Annotated in this window: 19 protein-coding genes; 5 read left to right on the forward strand and 14 right to left on the reverse strand. The window is 51.1% G+C overall.

Annotation, left to right across the window (positions count from 1 at the left end; genetic code table 11):
• The 3 genes from JW499_RS01780 to trmJ all read right to left on the reverse strand — a co-directional run.
• Positions 1 to 602 (reverse strand): beta/alpha barrel domain-containing protein (locus tag JW499_RS01780; RefSeq protein WP_463427518.1); only part of this gene is annotated, 602 nt, incomplete at its 3' end.
• A 555-nt stretch (positions 603 to 1157) separates the two neighbouring features.
• Positions 1158 to 2315 carry a ribosomal protein uL16 3-hydroxylase gene (locus tag JW499_RS01785; protein WP_205208979.1) on the reverse strand — a complete coding sequence of 386 codons (1158 nt, stop codon included), beginning with the start codon at positions 2313 to 2315 and terminating at the stop codon, positions 1158 to 1160.
• Positions 2312 to 3079 carry a tRNA (cytosine(32)/uridine(32)-2'-O)-methyltransferase TrmJ gene (gene trmJ, locus JW499_RS01790; protein ID WP_205208980.1) on the reverse strand — a complete coding sequence of 256 codons (768 nt, stop codon included), beginning with the start codon at positions 3077 to 3079 and terminating at the stop codon, positions 2312 to 2314. The genes JW499_RS01785 and trmJ overlap by 4 nt, the downstream gene beginning before the upstream one ends.
• A gap of 202 nt (positions 3080 to 3281) precedes the next feature.
• Here trmJ and JW499_RS01795 point away from each other — a divergent pair, with 202 nt between their 5' ends.
• Positions 3282 to 4571: an MBL fold metallo-hydrolase gene (locus JW499_RS01795; RefSeq protein ID WP_205208981.1), complete on the forward strand. Its 1290-nt coding sequence runs from the start codon at positions 3282 to 3284 to the stop codon at positions 4569 to 4571.
• Here JW499_RS01795 and JW499_RS01800 read toward each other — a convergent pair.
• The 5 genes from JW499_RS01800 to JW499_RS01820 all read right to left on the reverse strand — a co-directional run bounded on the left by JW499_RS01800 (position 4568) and on the right by JW499_RS01820 (position 9340).
• Complete coding sequence (locus tag JW499_RS01800; protein WP_205208982.1) at positions 4568 to 5407, reverse strand: alpha/beta fold hydrolase; 840 nt, start codon at positions 5405 to 5407, stop codon at positions 4568 to 4570. The genes JW499_RS01795 and JW499_RS01800 overlap by 4 nt on opposite strands.
• Positions 5408 to 5486: 79 nt before the next feature.
• Entirely contained in the window at positions 5487 to 6851 is a 1365-nt protein-coding gene (purB, locus tag JW499_RS01805; RefSeq protein WP_205208983.1) for an adenylosuccinate lyase, read from the reverse strand.
• Positions 6852 to 6977: 126 nt separating this feature from the next.
• Entirely contained in the window at positions 6978 to 7649 is a 672-nt protein-coding gene (hflD, locus tag JW499_RS01810; RefSeq protein WP_205208984.1) for a high frequency lysogenization protein HflD, read from the reverse strand.
• Positions 7650 to 7666: 17 nt separating this feature from the next.
• Positions 7667 to 8809 carry a tRNA 2-thiouridine(34) synthase MnmA gene (gene mnmA / locus JW499_RS01815; protein ID WP_205208985.1) on the reverse strand — a complete coding sequence of 381 codons (1143 nt, stop codon included), beginning with the start codon at positions 8807 to 8809 and terminating at the stop codon, positions 7667 to 7669.
• Positions 8810 to 8881: 72 nt separating this feature from the next.
• Positions 8882 to 9340, reverse strand: a complete 459-nt coding sequence (locus JW499_RS01820) for an NUDIX hydrolase (protein WP_205208986.1) — start codon at positions 9338 to 9340, stop codon at positions 8882 to 8884.
• Positions 9341 to 9493: 153 nt separating this feature from the next.
• Between JW499_RS01820 and moaE the strand changes: the two genes are divergently transcribed.
• Entirely contained in the window at positions 9494 to 9949 is a 456-nt protein-coding gene (moaE, locus tag JW499_RS01825; protein WP_205208987.1) for a molybdopterin synthase catalytic subunit MoaE, read from the forward strand.
• A 19-nt stretch (positions 9950 to 9968) separates the two neighbouring features.
• On the opposite strand, the gene JW499_RS01830 is transcribed toward moaE, so the two are convergent.
• Entirely contained in the window at positions 9969 to 10649 is a 681-nt protein-coding gene (locus JW499_RS01830) for a pseudouridine synthase (protein WP_205208988.1), read from the reverse strand.
• Between the two features lie 130 nt (positions 10650 to 10779).
• On the opposite strand from JW499_RS01830, the gene icd reads away from it, so the two are divergent.
• Positions 10780 to 12033 (forward strand): NADP-dependent isocitrate dehydrogenase, encoded by a 1254-nt coding sequence (gene icd / locus JW499_RS01835; protein WP_205208989.1) that lies wholly within the window; start codon positions 10780 to 10782, stop codon positions 12031 to 12033.
• 150 nt (positions 12034 to 12183) lie between these two features.
• Here the strand turns inward: icd and JW499_RS01840 are convergent, their stop codons facing one another.
• Positions 12184 to 12414, reverse strand: coding sequence for a cold shock domain-containing protein (locus tag JW499_RS01840; protein WP_205208990.1), 231 nt, complete (start codon positions 12412 to 12414; stop codon positions 12184 to 12186).
• 244 nt (positions 12415 to 12658) lie between these two features.
• Here JW499_RS01840 and clpS point away from each other — a divergent pair, with 244 nt between their 5' ends.
• Positions 12659 to 13015 (forward strand): ATP-dependent Clp protease adapter ClpS, encoded by a 357-nt coding sequence (clpS, locus tag JW499_RS01845; protein WP_205209117.1) that lies wholly within the window; start codon positions 12659 to 12661, stop codon positions 13013 to 13015.
• A 13-nt stretch (positions 13016 to 13028) separates the two neighbouring features.
• Positions 13029 to 15287 (forward strand): ATP-dependent Clp protease ATP-binding subunit ClpA, encoded by a 2259-nt coding sequence (gene clpA / locus JW499_RS01850; RefSeq protein WP_091359139.1) that lies wholly within the window; start codon positions 13029 to 13031, stop codon positions 15285 to 15287.
• Positions 15288 to 15340: 53 nt separating this feature from the next.
• On the opposite strand, the gene infA is transcribed toward clpA, so the two are convergent.
• The 4 genes from infA to trxB form a co-directional block, all read right to left on the reverse strand.
• Positions 15341 to 15559 carry a translation initiation factor IF-1 gene (infA, locus tag JW499_RS01855; RefSeq protein WP_091359137.1) on the reverse strand — a complete coding sequence of 73 codons (219 nt, stop codon included), beginning with the start codon at positions 15557 to 15559 and terminating at the stop codon, positions 15341 to 15343.
• 284 nt (positions 15560 to 15843) lie between these two features.
• The gene (locus JW499_RS01860) at positions 15844 to 16554 is read right to left on the reverse strand and encodes an arginyltransferase (RefSeq protein ID WP_205208991.1); all 711 of its coding nucleotides are present in this window, start codon (positions 16552 to 16554) and stop codon (positions 15844 to 15846) included.
• Positions 16551 to 17264, reverse strand: coding sequence for a leucyl/phenylalanyl-tRNA--protein transferase (gene aat / locus JW499_RS01865; protein WP_205208992.1), 714 nt, complete (start codon positions 17262 to 17264; stop codon positions 16551 to 16553). Before aat ends, JW499_RS01860 begins: the two co-directional genes overlap by 4 nt.
• 10 nt (positions 17265 to 17274) lie before the next feature.
• Positions 17275 to 18228 carry a thioredoxin-disulfide reductase gene (gene trxB / locus JW499_RS01870; protein WP_205208993.1) on the reverse strand — a complete coding sequence of 318 codons (954 nt, stop codon included), beginning with the start codon at positions 18226 to 18228 and terminating at the stop codon, positions 17275 to 17277.
• Positions 18229 to 18451: the final 223 nt, after the last annotated feature.

Raw genomic sequence — 18451 nt, forward strand, 5'->3', positions numbered from 1 at the left:
TGCTTGGCCATCAGGTAGGTTGCTTCAGCGTTACCGAAACCGGCATCGATATCGGCGATGATAGGCACTACGTGAGTGATATGGTTATCGATTTTTTCCTGAGCGGCCGCTTCAGCAGCGCTGTCGCTGGCCTTACGGGCAGCATCGACTTCACGGAACAGGCCGCCCAGTTCGCGGGCATCAGCCTGACGCAGGAAGGTGTACAGCTCTTCAATCAGGGATGCTACGGAGGTTTTCTCGTGCATAGACTGGTCAGGCAGGGGACCAAACTCAGAGCGCAGTGCAGCAACCATCCAGCCAGACAGGTAGAGGTATTTACGGTCGGTGCTGTTGAAGTGCTTCTTAATAGAGATCATTTTTTGCTGACCGATAAAGCCGTGCCAGCAGCCCAGAGACTGAGTGTACTGAGAAGAGTCGTTATCGTAACGCTCCATGTCTTTGCGCATGATAGCGGCGGTGTATTTAGCGATATCCAGACCGGTTTTAAACTTGTTCTGTGCACGCATACGGGCAGCGTATTCAGGGTTGATCGCGTTCCAGGCAGAACCGTAGGTCTCTTTCAGCGCGGCAACTGTTTCGATATCTTTATTCAGACTAGACATGGTAAATCCTTATATTGATAGCTCTCTGAATCAGCGTTTATGCTTTATAGATTCTGATCAGGGAGCGGTTTACTTCTTGCGTCAGCATATTGTCGAAGTGGCAGACGCCTCACGGAGAGCCCATGATGCGGAGTTTGAACGGGTGGGTCAAAGCTTTTTTGTGCAGGGCAGCAAAGCTGTAGTTGTACTACAAAATCTGATTAAGCTGACTTGTAATTTAATTACACAGGGGATGCTGTGTTGCATTGCAGCAAAGCCAGAAGACATCAGTGATCAGCGCCTTATAGTCTAAAGTCTAGCGACTTTCGGTGGGGTGGATAAACCGTACATTTACACAGAATTTTAGTTATAAAAACATATTGATTATATAGCTAATTATTATAGGCGGTCTTTGACTACAACATCCATAAGACCCTGAAAGTGCGGCAGATCAGAAAAAGATGATAAATATCAGTTAACTAAAACAGAAAAAGGCCAGAGTATCTGACCTTTTTTGGTAAATTGCTGATGACTGCTCAGGGGGAGCCAGAGAGTGAAACCTATAACCCTATGAGGTTATTCTGTATACAGCGATCCCTGATTATACAGATCAGCCAGTAACTGCAGCTGCTGTTCACTCCAGTCTCCCTGATTGATCACAATCAGAGGGGACTGGCAAAGACTGGTGGCTAAAGTGCCGCAGCTTCCCGAGACTTTAAAACAGCTTCCATCGGCATAGAGCTGAATCTCATCACCCTCACCGGCACTGTAGGAGAAGCGACTTCCCTCATTGCGGATAAAGCAGAGATCACCCTCCTTGAGAGCTTCACGAATCTCGTCTACGGTGGCGGGCTGTTCCGGACGCTGATCCAGTTCAGGGTATTTCGGATCAGTGACGAATTTCCCCAACCACTCGCCCAGCCGGGCATCATCCTCAAGGTAGGAGGTAAAGATCTCGCGTACTTTTTGCAGGGCCTCGGGCCGGATTTCGCCGGGATTATCCTGCAGGGTCAGATCAGGATCGGTATAGCGGGACTCTGAAGTCAGCTTTTCACCGATGAAATCGGTAAAGCTACGCATAATCTCAGCGTGTGAGGGCGCTCTGAAACCCACCGAGTAGGTCATGCAATCATCGGACTCACCTATGCCGTTGTGGCCAACCTGTGGTGGAATATAAAGCATATCTCCCGGTTCAAGTACCCAGTTATATTCTGGCTCCCACTCGGTCATGATCATGACCGGCGTATCGGGGCGACGGGGCGAATTTTGATCAAAGAAACCGCCAACCTCCCAGCGGCGCTTACCCTGGGTCTGGATCAGAAATACATCATAATTATCATAATGGGGACCCACGCCGCCGCCCTGACTGGCGAAGCTAACCATCAGGTCATCGTAGCGCCAGTTAGGAATAAAGCGGAACTGTTCGACAATCTCACTGGCTTCAGGCACCCAGTGATCCACCGCCTGTACCAGGAGTGTCCAGTGGGAATCGGGAAGGTTGCTAAAGGTGTCTTCATCAAAAGGCCCATGCTGTATCTGCCAGTCACTGCCATCCGGGCTCTGGACAACCAGCCTTGACTCAACATCCTCTTCAAGCGACAGGCCTGCCAGCTCATCTGCTCCGACAGGAGCTTCAAAGTCAGGAAAAGCGTTGCGAACCAGTAGCGGCTTCTTCTGCCAGTAATCACGCAGAAACTCTTCGATTGAGATGTCGCCGAAAGGTGAATCACTCATTGATCAGATCCTTTATCCTGGGATTGTATAGTCTCTTGCTTAGCGTCAGCTAACTCAGAGGTGGTTTCGTCTATCGATGTCAGAATGCCCCGCAACATGTTTAACTCGGTGCGTTCCGGCCGGGAACGGTTAAAATAGCGGCGCAGTTTATCCATCACCTTGCCCTCATGCTGAGGGATGATGAAGTGGGTTTTGCGCAGTGCACTTTCCAGGTGTACGTAGAACCGTTCCATATCCCGGGTCAGGGGGTAGGGCTCATCGCGTTTAATAAAGTCCTGCTTGCTATGGGCCTGCCAGATCTCGTAACACACCAGCTGAATAGCGGCAGACACGTTAAGCACCGGGTATTCAGGATTGGCCGGGATATAGACATGGTAGTTGCATCGTTGCAGTTCAGCGTTATGCAGCCCCATCGTTTCACGACCAAAGATGATGGCAACCTTGCCATGCTCCGCTTCACCGACCACCTTGCGGGCACAGTCATGAGCATCAAAAATGGGCAGATCAAAGGTGCGGTTGCGGGCGCTGGTACCGATCACCAGTTGGCAATCAGCTATCGCCTCATCCAGAGTGCTGACCACCACTGCACTATCAAGGAGGTCTTTGGCGCCTGCCGCGCGGGCATCGGCTTCCACATCCGGAAACACCCTGGGTTCTACCAGGTAGAGCTGACTTAAGCCCATATTTTTCATCGCCCGGGCGGCGGCTCCGATATTGCCGGGGTGAAAGGTATTGATCAGTACGATACGGATATTGTCTAGCATAGTGTCATCGTTAGTCAGTTCAGGCGGCTATGATAGTCAGTTACGGCCTGGAAGTTATTGTTTCAGATCAGGGTTACTGGGCGCTGATGATCTGCAAAAGGTCGCACACATCGCGTTCCGGTTTGCCAGAAACGAGAGGTTTGTCTGAGTGTATGGTGGTCTGTCGTGGCTGGTTTAAGGTGTTCAGAATGGCGTAAGTTTAATGAGTTTTGAGTCGACAATCCAGAATGATTCCGTTGCGATCCGAGGTCAGGGAGCGTCAACGGGAAAAGAATCGCCAGAGAGGTATAAACCGGTCTCTGGCCGCAAAGATCAATATATTGACTGTATAGGTAAATCCGAAGCCGCCGCTGTCCGGTTTAAACATGCTAATCTGAACGGCCAGTGGATCGCTCTGGCTTTCGACTCAATCCTGATTCTTGAGGGTGTTATCGTGAATTCAATAGTTACCGCCAAATACGCTGTGCCGGAGCCCGGTCAGTTGCTTGAGGTGGCCCCCGGCGTATTGTGGCTACGGATGCCGCTGCCTTTCGAGCTGGATCATATCAATCTCTATCTGATCGATGATACCGATGGTTGGGTTGTGGTGGACTGCGGACTGGGAAACTCTGACACCCGCGCTGTGTGGCAGAACGTCATAGCCAGCTACTTGCAGGGGCGGCCGATTAAAAAAGTTATCCTGACTCATGCTCACATTGATCATATCGGCGCGGCGGGCTGGTTGTGTCAGTATACCGGTGCTCCGCTCTGGATCACGGCAGGTGAGCAGGCGACTGCTGAAGAGTATTTCCAGTTAGAGGGCGAGTGCGGCGATACCATTAAGGATCAGGCTCGTTGTTTCCTGCACAGCCTGGGAATGGATCAGCAACAGGTCACCGGGATTATGGGGATTTTTAGCGGTATCTCATCACTGGTTCATCCGCTGCCGGACACTATCCGCGAGCTAAAAGAGGGTATGGGTATTCAGATCGGTACTGCTGAGTGGCGGGTGATTGTCTCAGAGGGGCATTCAGAGGCCCATGCCTGCTTGTACTCGGAGGCACTGGGCGTACTGATCTCCGGCGATCAGGTGTTACCCCGGATAAGTTCTAATGTCAGTGTCAGGGCGGGGAAGCCTGATGCTAATCCGATGCGGGCCTGGATCGGATCACTGGAGCGGCTGCAAGCGCTACCGGCTGACACTCTGATACTGCCGGCCCATGAACGCCCATTTTATGGCCTCAGACAGCGGCTTGACGAGCTGATTGAGGAGCATATGGAGACCCTGCTGAATGTTGAGCGGGCCTGCTCTGAGCCGGTAACGGTCATGCAACTGGCGGGGCTGATCTATCAGCGCAAGCTGACACTGTTCGACCTGTTGCTGGCGGGAGGGGAGTGCCTGGCTAATCTGAACTACCTGCTGGCAGAAAAGCGTCTACAGTGTTTGCCGGATGCCGATAGTGTGCTGGTTTTTTCCCAGCTCCAGTCTCAGCAGCGTCAGTCAGACGATTAATGGTTTAGTTTCCGGGCAAATTTTTGCAGATCCCAGATAAACCGCTCGCGGTGGAATAGCTGAGGCGAGTGATCTGATTTTTCGTAGATATGCAACTCAGAGGCGGCAATATTATCCCGCACGTACTCTGCCACCGATTGGCTATAGAACTGACTCTCATCACCATATATCAGTAGTGCGGGGATCGTTATGGATGGCAGTATATCTCTGTAGTCTGCAGCGGTAAGGCTTTCCCAACACCGTATCAGAGGTTCACTCTCCAGGGTTTGCAGGTGCTCCCGCATCTGCTGAAAACCCCGCGAGTTGCGACGGTAGTTCTCAAGGGACTTACCGTTATAACCATTGGCGACCAGTTGCAGCAATCCTTCGGCAAAGTTATCACGCAGTCTGCCAACAAACTGCTTATTGGCGGTCTGATCAAAATTGCCATAAATACCGTTTTGCCAGTGCCCATCGGTGATAAGTCTGGGAGACTGATCGATAATGCAGACGCCGGCTAAACGCTGACAACCAAAATCACGGATATATTGCCACAGGGTCAGTGCGCCCATGGAGTGGCCGACCAGTAACACCTTTTCCAGATCGTGGTGTTCAATCAGGGTTTGCAGGTCGTTAGCCATATCGCTGACATGGTTGCTGATGTCAGGGCTTTGCTGATGGCCGCCGTGGCCCCGGGCATCCCAGCAGATCACTTCATGCTGATCAGCCAGTGCGGAGGCGAAGGGGAGCCAGTCTTTTGCGCTGGCACTCCAGCCATGCAGAAAGATAACCGGGCTGCCTTTTCCCAGTCGCAAATAGTGTATTTTTGCCCCATCGGGAGCAGTAATTATTTCCATTATTTCAAATGCTTGTGAAATTAAGTTAAAGCAATAAAAAAGCAGAGCCGGAGCTCTGCTTTTATACTACCAGCGATCTTCAGATCGCTTTAGCCTGCTCGACAGCGTTGCCGATGTAGCTGTGTGGTGTGAGCTGTTTAAGCTCCTCCTTCGCTGCCTCAGGCATCTCCAGAGTATCAACAAATGCCATAATGGTCTCTTTGTTCATCTCCTGGCCACGGGTCAGGGCTTTAAGTTTTTCATAGGGTTCTTCAATCCCGTAACGGCGCATCACCGTCTGAATCGGCTCGGCCAGCACTTCCCAGCTGTTTTCCAGATCGGCATCCAGGCGGGCCGGGTTCAGTTCCAGCTTGCTGATACCTTTAAGGCTGGACTGGTATGCAATCAGGCTGTAGCCAAAACCAACGCCCATATTCCGCAGAACTGTCGAATCGGTCAGGTCGCGCTGCCAGCGCGACACCGGCAGTTTGGCCGCCAGGTGTTGCATCACGGCGTTGGCAATTCCCAGATTACCTTCGGAGTTTTCAAAATCGATCGGATTAACCTTGTGCGGCATAGTGGAAGAGCCCACTTCGCCAGCAATGGTTTTCTGCTTGAAGTAACCCAGAGAGATATAACCCCAGATATCACGGTCAAAGTCGATAATGATGGTATTGAAGCGGCATACCGCATCAAACAGTTCAGCGATATAGTCGTGGGGCTCGATCTGGGTGGTATAGGGGTTGAATGTCAGCCCCAGACTCTCGACAAACTCCTGCGCATTCTGTGCCCAGTCAATATCGGCATAAGCTGACAGATGAGCGTTGTAGTTGCCTACAGCGCCGTTGATCTTGCCCAGCAGCTCAACCTTTTTGATCTGATTGATCTGCCGTTGCAGACGGTAAGCGACGTTCGCCAGTTCTTTGCCGACAGTGGTTGGCGAAGCGGTCTGTCCATGGGTACGGGATAGCATGGGCTGAGCGGCATAGTTGCGGCCCAGCTGTGCGATCTCATCCGTTACCTGTTGCATGATTGGTAACATCACTTCCTGACCCTGTTTCAGCATCAGCGCATGGGACAGATTGTTGATATCCTCGGAGGTGCAGGCAAAGTGAACAAATTCACTGACAGCAGCCAGTTCGGCATTATCGGCAATATGTTCTTTAATCAGGTATTCAACCGCTTTCACATCATGGTTGGTGGTGCGCTCAATCTCTTTTACCCGGTTAGCTTCAGTTTCGCCGAAATTATCAACCAGAGCGTTCAGAACTGCATTGGCTGCATCGCTTAGTGCTGGCACTTCAGTCACTTGAGGGTGAGCGGCCAGTTTCTGCAACCAGCGAACTTCAACGGTTACACGGGCGCGTATCAGACCGAACTCACTGAAAACCGGGCGAAGATCGGCAGTTTTGCTGCCGTAACGACCATCAACTGGAGAGATCGCAGAAAGAGAAGAAAGATCCATATCGAGTAGATACCTGACTGGGTTAAATTTTTGAGGGCGAATTATAGCTAAAATAGCTCCACAGGGAAAATCCGATGGGTATTTATTTATCGCTGAGTAAAATCGATTAAGTGCCGGGGGCGCATATCAGTCCCGCCCGCTGATCTGCCGCACCGATGGACGTAGTCTGGATTTAAAAAATAACAGGTGCCAGCGTTTACCACCTACCTGTCGCCACAGCATGGCGGAGCGGATGCCCGCTAACAGAAGCGCCCGTATTTTGGCCGCATTTTCTGCATTCTGAAGATGGCGGGGTTCGCCGGTGACCTGTATGCGAAAGCTGAATGTACTGAGGGTATCCTGATAGAGACTGGCCAGATTTGCCACGACGCTGGGATGAGTATAGGCCGCAGGATTGTCTTTGAGGCTGGTGCCGGCCTCGGCAAAATAGCTGGCTTGCTGAGCGATCTTGTCGATACGCCCACCAATCACCTTCAGCAGATCCGGCCGCTTATTCAGCTTTCTCTCAAGATGGATAAGGCTCAGGCCATAACGGATGATATCCTGATTCTGGTCGGCACGACTCTTGTCCAGCAGTTCCTGAAGTCCGCGAAATCCCTGACTCAGGTTGATCGGAAGATCATGAACACCACCAAAGATCTCTTCGGTGGTCTGCGGGTTGGTGACAAAGATGCTGGCCAGCGATGTTTCAAAGCTGTTCTGCGACACCATTCCCCGGGTTGCAATCTGTTCCACCAGGCTGGCCGCCTGAAACAATCCGGCCAGGGCGATTGCCTGTTGATCTTCTGCTCTGGACATATTATCGATCGATCTCCCTATGCTGCTGTGGAATCTGTTTTCCCGGTGGTTTCAATAACGCCACCGCCAAGACAGATGTCGTTATGGTATATCACAACTGACTGCCCCGGGGTAACAGCTCGCTGGGGCTCGTCAAACTCAATGCGAAAGCTGTCACCCTCAGCGATGACAGTGCAGGCCTGATCAGACTGACGGTACCTTACCTTGGCGCGGCAGCGAAAAGGCAGGGTGGGGGAGTCGCCACTGATCCAGAAGATCTCGCTGGCGGTCAGCCAGTTACTGAACAGTAACTCATGCTGCTGCCCCTGCACTGCAATCAGTACATTGCGTTGCAGATCTTTTTCCGCCACAAACCAGGGCTCTTCCGGATAATCTTTCAGGCCACCGATACCCAGCCCCTGTCGCTGACCAATGGTGTGATACATCAGTCCCTGATGCTGGCCGATGATATCCCCCTCCGGTGTTTCGATATTGCCCGGTTGGGCGGGCAGGTATTGCTTAAGGAAGTCAGTGAAACGGCGTTCGCCGATAAAGCAGATGCCGGTGCTGTCTTTCTTGTTATGGGTAATAAGGTCGTGCTGTTCGGCCAGACGGCGCACTTCGGGCTTTTCCAGTTCGCCCACCGGAAACAGTGTCTGTGCCAGCTCTTCAGAGCCAACCTGATGCAGGAAGTAGCTCTGGTCCTTGTTGTTATCCAGACCTTTAAGCAGTGCTGCTTTACCATCGATCTCACCCCGTCGTACATAGTGCCCGGTGGCTATCATGTCAGCACCCAGCATCTTCGCATATTCGAGGAATGCCTTAAACTTAATCTCACGATTGCAGAGAATATCGGGGTTTGGAGTGCGGCCTGCTTTATACTCTTCGAGAAAATGTTCAAATACATTATCCCAGTACTCCGCGGCAAAGTTAGCGGTATGCAATCTGATACCCAGCTTATCGCTGACCGCCTGAGCATCCGCCAGATCGTCCATTGCCGTGCAGTATTCAGTACCATCATCCTCATCCCAGTTTTTCATAAACAGGCCTTCAACCTGATATCCCTGCTGTTGTAGTAACAGCGCAGAGACCGATGAGTCGACACCGCCGGACATGCCGACGATGACTTTTATGGCTGCAGGATCATGTGTTGCAGGGGTGTTGTGTGCTGCTTCTGACATAGGGAGTATATGCGACCTTAAAGCTGTGTATGTTCTGATTAATATGCGACCGGAGTCATGTAATTCAATGCTTCACTGCCGATTTGCTTCAACAATGACCGACAGAGGGAAGCGGATGCCCGCCAGGTAATCATCGATGCAGCGGGTGACCATGGGGCTGCGCAACCTGTCTTTGTGCATCTCCAGCTCCGCCCGACTCAGCCAGACAGCCCGTTCAATACCGGTATCCAGTGGCTGTTCAGGATTATGACTGTCCGTCTGCGCGGCGAAGCAGTAGCGGTGGTACGTGATCCCGTTGGCGGGTGCCGTATAGACATAGATGCCTATCAGGGCAGTGGGGGTGACGCTCCAGCCTGTCTCTTCCTGCGTTTCGCGTATCGCAGCTTCGATAAAGGTTTCATTCGCTTCGACGTGACCAGCAGGTTGATTGATAACCAACTGCTGCAGTGATAACGACTGCTCTTCGACGCAGAGGAACTTACTGTCCCGCTCAATAATGGTTGCCACAGTTACGTGGGGTGTCCAACGCATTCTTCATCCCGTATATTAGGGGGCATAAAACTTTGTGAAGCCCCGTTGTTTCGATTTTGTTTCGATCACCAGCAGGCCATTTTTCACTGCAGTGTGTACAGGCGGCCAACCTTACCATTTTTGATCACTTTTGGCTGTATTTTGGAGTCCCCATTGTTCAAAGATTTTGTTTCGGTTCAGACAGATGATTTCTCCTTAGCTGAGCTGGCTGATCAGGTCAGATCAGAAGATGCCAGTAATGGTGCAGTTGTGACCTTTACCGGTATCGTGAGGCAGCTCACCAGTGGTCCGGGGTTGCAAGCGATGTACCTTGAGCATTACCCCGGAATGACTGAAAAGGCGCTTAATGGGATCATATGTCAGGCTCGCAGTCGCTGGTCGCTAGGGAATGTGGTGGTGGTTCACCGCATTGGGCGCCTGGAACTGAATGAGAATATTGTCTTTGTGGGGGTTGGTAGCGCTCACCGGCGGGCGGCGTTTGAAGCCGCTCAGTTTATTATGGATTATCTCAAGCGTGATGCGCCGTTCTGGAAGAAAGAGATCACGGTTGAAGGCGAGCACTGGGTTGAGGCTAAGCAGAGTGATCTCGATGCCGCTGAGAAATGGTAATGGGCCGCGCACTATAGGGTTAGCGCGGCCTGTTTTTTGCGGTGCGGCCAGTGTTGGAGGCTCTGGATTTCGTGGTTGCAGATCTGCCTGAGGGAGATGTCCTGGCTGCATCCCGGTTTTCACTGCGCCTGGCAGATAGTTTTGGCGCCGCAGCGGGGATGTAAACTTCTTCAATCCGTAGCTCACCGGGTTGTAGTCCCTCCAGGCTCCAACTGCCTATAGCGACACGGATCAGCCTGAGTGTGGGAAAACCCACCGCAGCGGTCATCCGTCTTACCTGGCGGTTTTTCCCCTCGGTGATTTTCAATTCAATCCAACTGGTAGGCTGGTGCTTGCGTTGCCTGATTGGGGGGGTACGAGGCCAGACGGCGGGGGCAGCCATTTTTTTGGCAGCAGCGGGACGTGTTACCCCATCCTTAAGCTTCACGCCCTGGCGTAACTGTTTTAACGCGTTGTCATCTATATCACCTTCAACCTGTGCCCAATAGGTCTTCTCAAGCTTAAACTTAGGATCGGCCAGTTTATGTTGTAGCTGGCCATCATCCGTCAGGATCAGCAACCCCTCTGAATCGTAGTCCAGTCGCCCGGCTGCATACACCCCTTTGTGCTGAATATAATCAGCTAACGTCGGGCGGCCTTCGCTATCGGTAAACTGGGTCAGCACCTGAAAAGGCTTGTTAAACAGAAGTATACGGGACATAGAACTTTCCAGTGCAGCAATTGGATTGTACGGGCAAGCAGATTATCAGCGTCTATACTGTCTCTGCAAGTTGATCATCGCAAGTAGCAAAAACTGCGAAATTACAGGACAGATAAAAGGAGGGTGAACGATGGCTTATTCAAAGATCACAGTTCCACAGGGCAGTAAGATTACAGTGAATGACAATAACTCACTGAATGTCCCCGACCATCCGATCATTCCCTATATCGAGGGTGATGGCATCGGTATCGATGTCTCCCCGGTGATGCTGGAGGTTGTTGATGCCGCCGTGAGCAAAGCCTACGGAGGGCGGCGTAGCATCGCCTGGATGGAAGTGTATGCCGGAGAAAAGGCCACCGGCATATATGATCAGGATACCTGGCTGCCGCAGGAGACGCTGGAGGCTTTTAAAGAGTTTGCCGTGGGGATCAAGGGGCCACTGACCACGCCGGTCGGTGGTGGTATACGCTCACTCAATGTCGCTTTACGGCAGGAGCTGGATCTGTATGTCTGTCAGCGTCCGGTGCGCTGGTTTAAAGGGGTGCCCAGTCCGGTTATAAACCCCGGAGATGTTGATATGGTGATCTATCGCGAGAACTCTGAAGATATCTATGCCGGTGTTGAGTGGAAAGCGGGAAGCCCGGAAGCAGACAAAGTGATCCGTTTTCTCAAGGAGGAGATGGGGGTGAGCAAAATCCGCTTTGACACCATGTGTGGTATAGGTATCAAACCGGTCTCTGAAGAGGGTACCAAGCGACTGGTAAGGCGGGCGCTGCAATACACAATCGATAATGACCGCAGCTCGATGACTCTGGTGCACAAAGGCAATATCATGAAATTTACCGAAGGGGCTTTTAAAGACTGGGGCTATGAGATTGCCAGAGATGAGTTTAGCGCTGAATTACTTGATGGCGGCCCCTGGATGAGCATGACAAACCCCAACAACGGTAAACAGATTATCGTCAAAGATGTGATAGCCGATGCGATGTTGCAACAGATCCTGCTTCGCCCTGCAGAGTATGATGTGGTAGCTACCCTGAACCTGAATGGTGACTATATCTCTGATGCCTTAGCTGCAGAGGTTGGAGGGATCGGTATTGCACCGGGGGCTAACCTGTCGGATAAGGTGGCGATTTTTGAGGCAACTCATGGCACGGCGCCAAAGTATGCTGGCAAGAATATGGTGAATCCCGGTTCTATCATTCTCTCTGCTGAGATGATGCTGCGTCATATGGGCTGGTTTGAAGCTGCGGATCTGATAATAAAAGGGATGGATGGAGCAATTACTGCGAAAACAGTGACATACGATTTTGAACGTTTGATGGAGGGCGCCACCCTGCTTAGTAGCTCTGAATTTGGAGAGGCAGTTATCCGCCATATGTGAAGCAGTTGTCCGGAAATCTGCTGAGGATATTCAGCCCTGGATTCCGCAAACCGGGTAGCTTAGTTGCAAGAAAGGCAGTTAATAAACTGCCTTTTCTGTACTCAATGGGGAATGAAACACCGCCTGACCTGAGAGGTGTGTGGCCTGCTGTTAATCAATCTCCTCAGTTTCTGATAATGCTAATAGTCTGATATTTATAGCGTGAATGCCTTTTGGCCCCGGAGTCGTTTCAAACTGAACGCTCTGTCCTGCTTTGAGACTTTTGTATCCTTCGCTCTGTATTACTGAGTAGTGCGCGAACAGATCCTCTTCAAAGTCCGGTGAAACAATAAAGCCGAAACCTTTGGCGTTATTGAACCATTTTACTTTCCCTGTGTGCATTGGTGCCCCCCCAATTTCCAAATTACATAGACCCAATTGCCTTTGGGCCTGTCACCACAACAAACTCTCTTGCTACAATAAAGCAATATGAGTGAGATTGTTCCTTGTCATCATGCAGGGACAACTGATACTGCACATACTCTTAACTCCTGCCCTTGCATTATATCATTGGGCTGGAGGCCCCGGATAACAAGGGGTGCCCATAATGGTGCATGAAAAACTGTTAATTTTTTTGAGATATGATATGCGTCAAGAGCTTTGCGAGATTAAACTTTCAGGTGATGCAGACGATTTTAGTGACCATAATAATACGGGTGTAGTCACTGAAGAGGCCAAGCCTGAACTGAAGAGACCCTCGATGTATCGGGTGGTATTGCTAAATGATGACTATACTCCAATGGATTTCGTGGTGCAGATTCTGATGGGTTTTTTTGCAATGAATCAGGAAAAAGCTACACAAGTGATGCTGGCGGTCCATACTAAAGGGAAGGGGGTATGTGGTGTATTTACCCGCGATATAGCTGATACTAAAGCAGCGCAGGTTAATCAGTGCGCCAGAGAGAACAAACACCCTCTTTTGTGTGAAGTAGAAAAAGCGTAGCGGAGCGTTAGGTATGTTAAATAAAGAGCTTGAAGATACGCTGAGCGTTGCCTTTAAAAGTGCGCGCGCTAAGCGTCATGAATTTATGACAGTAGAGCACTTGCTATTGGCTCTGCTGGATAATTCCGAGGCCCGTGCAGTTCTGGACGCCTGTGCAGTTGATCTTGAGAAGATGCGAAATTTATTGAGCACCTTCATCGAAGACACGACGCCTCTGCTACCTGAGAATATTCCCGATGTAGAGACCCAGCCCACCCTTGGATTCCAGCGGGTATTGCAGCGGGCGGTATTTCATGTGCAGTCTTCCGGCAAGGCTGAAGTGAATGGTGCCAACGTACTGGTGGCAATCTTCAGTGAGCAGGAGAGTCAGGCTGTTTATGTGCTCAATCAGCAGGGCATTGAGCGCATCGATGTGGTCAACTATATCTCTCACGGAATCTCCCGTGTCGAGGAGGACGACAGTCGTCCCAGCGACGAGGGGCTGCTGGAAGGCGATAATGCGACCGATAAAGAGAAGAGCCCGCTGGCGAACTTCTCTGTCAATCTGAATGAGCAGGCATTATCTGGCAGAATCGACCCGCTCGTGGGGCGTGATGATGAGATTGAGCGGGTGGTGCAGATTCTCTCCCGCCGCCGTAAAAATAACCCTCTGCTGGTGGGTGAAGCGGGTGTGGGTAAAACGGCTATTGCTGAAGGGCTGGCCAAGCTGATTGTTGAGGCTCAGGTGCCGGATGTTATCGCTAAGAGCGTGGTGTATTCGCTGGATCTGGGTGCGCTTCTGGCAGGGACTAAATACCGGGGGGATTTCGAAAAACGACTGAAAGGCCTTCTCAATGAGATAAAAGATCAGGACCATGCCATCCTGTTTATCGACGAGATTCATACCATTATAGGTGCGGGGGCTGCCTCTGGTGGCTCAATGGATGCGTCCAATCTGCTCAAGCCGCTGTTGAGTTCAGGGCAGTTGCGCTGTATCGGCTCAACGACCTTCCAGGAGTTCCGTGGAATTTTTGAGAAAGACAGGGCGCTGGCGCGGCGCTTCCAGAAGGTGGATGTTCTGGAGCCTTCGGTAGAGGATACTTATCGTATTCTTCAGGGGCTTAAAAGCCGTTTTGAGGCCCATCATGATGTGAAATATACCGATGAGGCGCTGCGGGCCGCTTCCGAAATGGCTGACCGCTATATCAATGATAAGCATATGCCCGATAAGGCGATCGACGTGATCGATGAAGCGGGGGCCTATCAGCAACTGATGCCTGCAGAAAAACGCAGTGCGATTATTGATGTTGCCGAGGTCGAAATTGTGGTGGCTAAAATTGCCCGGATTCCAGCTAAAAGCGTTTCTGTGTCTGATAAAGAGCAGCTTAAAAAGCTGGATAGCAACCTTAAGATGGTGGTTCTGGGGCAGGATCAGGCGATCGATACGTTGTCTGCTGCCATCAAGCTCTCCCGTGCCGGGCTGAATGAGCCAAATAAGCCGGTGGGCTCATTCCTCTTTGCCGGTCCGACCGGGGTGGGTAAAACTGAGGTGACCACGCAGCTGGCCCGTATTATGGGAATTGAGCTGATCCGTTTTGATATGTCTGAATATATGGAAAGGCATACTGTCTCTCGTCTGATTGGTGCGCCTCCCGGGTATGTGGGTTATGATCAGGGCGGATTGCTGACAGAGGCGGTTTCGAAGTCGCCCCATGCCGTGTTGCTGCTGGATGAGATTGAGAAGGCGCATCCGGAAGTGTTCAACCTGCTGTTGCAGGTGATGGATAACGGCACTCTGACGGATAATAATGGCCGCAAGGCGGACTTCCGCAACGTCATCCTGGTGATGACGACCAATGCCGGTATTGAGCAGATGACACGTGCATCTATTGGCTTTAGTCAGCAGGACCATACAACGGATGGAATGGAGGCAATTAAGAAGTTGTTTACTCCTGAATTCCGCAACCGTCTGGATGGTATCATTCAGTTTAAATCACTCTCTCCGCAGGTTATCACGGGGGTTGTCGATAAGTTCCTGACCGAGCTGCAGGCCCAGCTGGATGATAAAAATGTGGTGCTTCATATCGATGATGCTGCCCGTCAGTGGTTTGCTGAGAAAGGCTATGATGCCACGATGGGGGCACGGCCGATGAAACGCCTGATTCAGGAAAAACTGAAAAAACCGCTGGCTGAGATGATTCTCTTTGGCGAGCTGGCAGATGAAGGGGGTGAAGTGGATATCACCGTTAATGCGGATAACGATATTGAGATACATGCGGGGGTGGCGGTTTAATGCCGCCAGCCACCGTATAGATATAAAAAAACGGCCTGCGGGCCGTTTTTTTATTAGCGGGCGCGGTAGGTAATGCGGCCTTTAGTCAGGTCGTAAGGCGTCAGTTCAACCTTTACCTTATCGCCAGTCAGGATGCGGATATAGTTTTTACGCATCTTGCCAGAGATGTGAGCTGTAACGACGTGACCGTTTTCCAGTTCTACCCGGAACATTGTGTTAGGCAGTGTGTCGGTCACAACGCCTTCCATTTCAAAGCTGTCTTCTTTAGACATTCATTACCTACCTAAGTTAATTAATTGCAATACTACATTTTGCAGCGCAGTATTTTGCCCTATTTTATTATCTATATCAAAGAGATTTGGTAAAAATAGCAAACAAATCCTGAGTACCTGTTAAACCGGCGTCGATTATATTGTGGTTATGCAGCGGGAATCCAGCCTCAGGGTGTCATGGCGTATACCAGAAGGGTTGAATCATTACAGCAAAGGGCCTGGGCTGGCTTGCTGTTTATCGCTGATAGCCGAATACTGCTACTGATTCTGCTGATGGGGGCGTGTTAGTCAACGACTATCCACTGCCCATGCAGCAACATTTCAATGGGGTTATAGGCTATTTTATAGGACATCTTCTGACACTCGCGTATCCAGTAGCCCAGATAAAGATACTCCAGCTCCAGCCGCTTAACTTCCTCAAGCTGCCAGAGTATCGCGTAGCTGCCCAGGCTGCGACGATCCTCTTCGGGGTCGAAAAAGGTATAGATGGCCGATAGTCCCTGCGTCAGATAATCGGTGACCGCAAGCACCAGCAGTTTATCGTCCTGATCTCTGAACTCGTAAAAGCAGCCTTTCTGCCCCCCCTCTATCAGGAAAGCGCTGAACTGCTCCGGTGTAGGAGGGTACATATCGCCGTCACGGTGACGGGTGTTGATATATTTTTCATACAGGGCGTAGTATTCATCAGTAAACTGGGGAGGTACTGCTGTAACCTGCAGGTCTTTGTTTTTATTGTAGATTCGCTTCTGGCTTTTACTGGGTCTGAACTCGCGTCCATTTACCCGCACTGAAATGCATGCCTGACAGTTGCTGCAGTAGGGGCGGTAGATATGTTTACCGCTGCGGCGAAACCCAAGGTCTGAAAGCTGGCTGTAGGCGTCGGTGGAGATGACCTCCTGGGGGTCAACAAACAGCGTTTTTGCTTCAAATCCTTCGAGGTAGCTGCACTCATGTTCCGGTGTTGCATAAAAATGCAGGGTTTTCAGGTTGGTCACTCAGTTCTTACCACGTCTTCTTTATCTATATCAAAATGCCAGCGATGGCTTAATTCTGTTTCCAGATGGGTATCAAGATACTGCTTAAACTCTGTCCGCGGAATGCTGTGAGCTCCCAAACTGGTCAGATGATCATTTTCAATCTGGCAATCAATTAAAGCATAGCCCCATTTTTCCAGTTGTCTGGCAAAAAATGCAAACGCGATCTTGGATGTATTGGTGGCCCGGCTAAACATCGATTCACCAAAAAACAGGCGTCCCATAGCGATGCCGTAGAGTCCGCCGGTCAGGGTGCCATTTTGCCATAACTCGACCGAATGGGCGTAACCCCTAAGATGCAGCTCGTTGTAAGCTCTTTGCATCGGAACGCTGATCCAGGTGCTGTCGCTGTAATGCCTGGGGGCAGCGCAGGCTTCGATCACCTGGTAGAATGCCCGGTCAAAAGTAATCTCATATTCAGTGTTTCGAATCGCCTTGCGCAGACTTCTTGAGATATGTATCTGCCCCGGAATCAGAGTGCAACGGGGATCTGGCGACCACCAGAGAATAGGCTCTCCGGGGCTGTACCAGGGAAATATCCCCTGTCTGTATGCCGCAATCAGACGCTCTGGGCTGAGATCGCCTCCCGCAGCCAGTAAACCATTAGGATCATCCAGCGCCTGAGTGATCGGGGGGAACTGGTTGCTGTTGGGATCAAGCCACAGAATCATCCGTTGCTACTCAGGCCTGATCGTCCAGGTAGCGCTCAGCATCCAGTGCTGCCATGCAGCCAAAACCAGCTGAGGTGATCGCCTGACGATAGATGTGATCCGCCACATCGCCCGCGGCAAACACACCGTCAACCGAAGTCTGGGTTGCATTACCGTCGCTCCCGGATCTGATTTTCAGGTAGCCATTGTTCATCTCCAGCTGACCGCTAAAGATCTCAGTGTTGGGTTTATGGCCGATAGCAACAAATACGCCCTGAAGTTCGAGCTCGCTCAGTGCAGCATTCTCTGTGCTTTTAACCCGGATTCCGGTGACGCCCATCGGATCACCCAGTACTTCGTCCAGTTGATGGTTCCAGAGAATGTTGATGTTGCCATTTTCAGCCCGCTCAAACAGCTTGTCCTGAAGAATCTTTTCGCAGCGCAGTGAATCGCGTCGGTGAATCAGGGTGACTTCGGCAGCGATATTGGACAGGTAAAGGGCTTCTTCGACAGCGGTGTTGCCGCCACCGATTACCGCCACTTTCTGACCGCGGTAGAAAAATCCGTCACAGGTAGCGCAGGCACTGACCCCTTTGCCCATAAATGCTTCTTCTGAAGGCAGTCCGATATACTGAGCGGATGCGCCAGTGCAGATAATAAGAGCATCACAGCTATACTCTGCCATGTCGCCTTTAAGACGGAAGGGGCGATGACTGAGGTCAGTCTCACTAATGTGATCAAAAATTACCTGAGTGTCGAAACGTTCTGCATGGGCCTGCATCCGCTGCATCAGCTCAGGCCCCTGAACCCCCTCAGCATCTCCTGGCCAGTTATCTACATCGGTCGTGGTGGTTAACTGACCGCCTGCCTGCATGCCGGTAATCACAACGGGGTTAAGGTTGGCCCGGGCTGCATACACTGCAGCGGTGTAGCCTGCGGGGCCGGAGCCGAGAATAATCAATTTATGGTGTTGTATTTCGCTCATTGGTGATCCGTTCTCTGTTCACACATTATATTGACGCCTATTATGCCCGTTTCATGGAGCGGACAAAACAGGAATGAGTGCTGAATTTTTTTATCTGTTGCGGGTCTGACTCTTCCTGTCGGGGCGATTGAACAAACACACCTCAGAGGATGGATATTGAGTAGGGCGTTGTTGTTCAGTTTATGCTCAGTCTGGGCCGGTAAGCTGAATAAAGCGTGTAAAA

It is taken from the genome of Amphritea pacifica (assembly GCF_016924145.1).
Classification (GTDB): domain Bacteria; phylum Pseudomonadota; class Gammaproteobacteria; order Pseudomonadales; family Balneatricaceae; genus Amphritea; species Amphritea pacifica.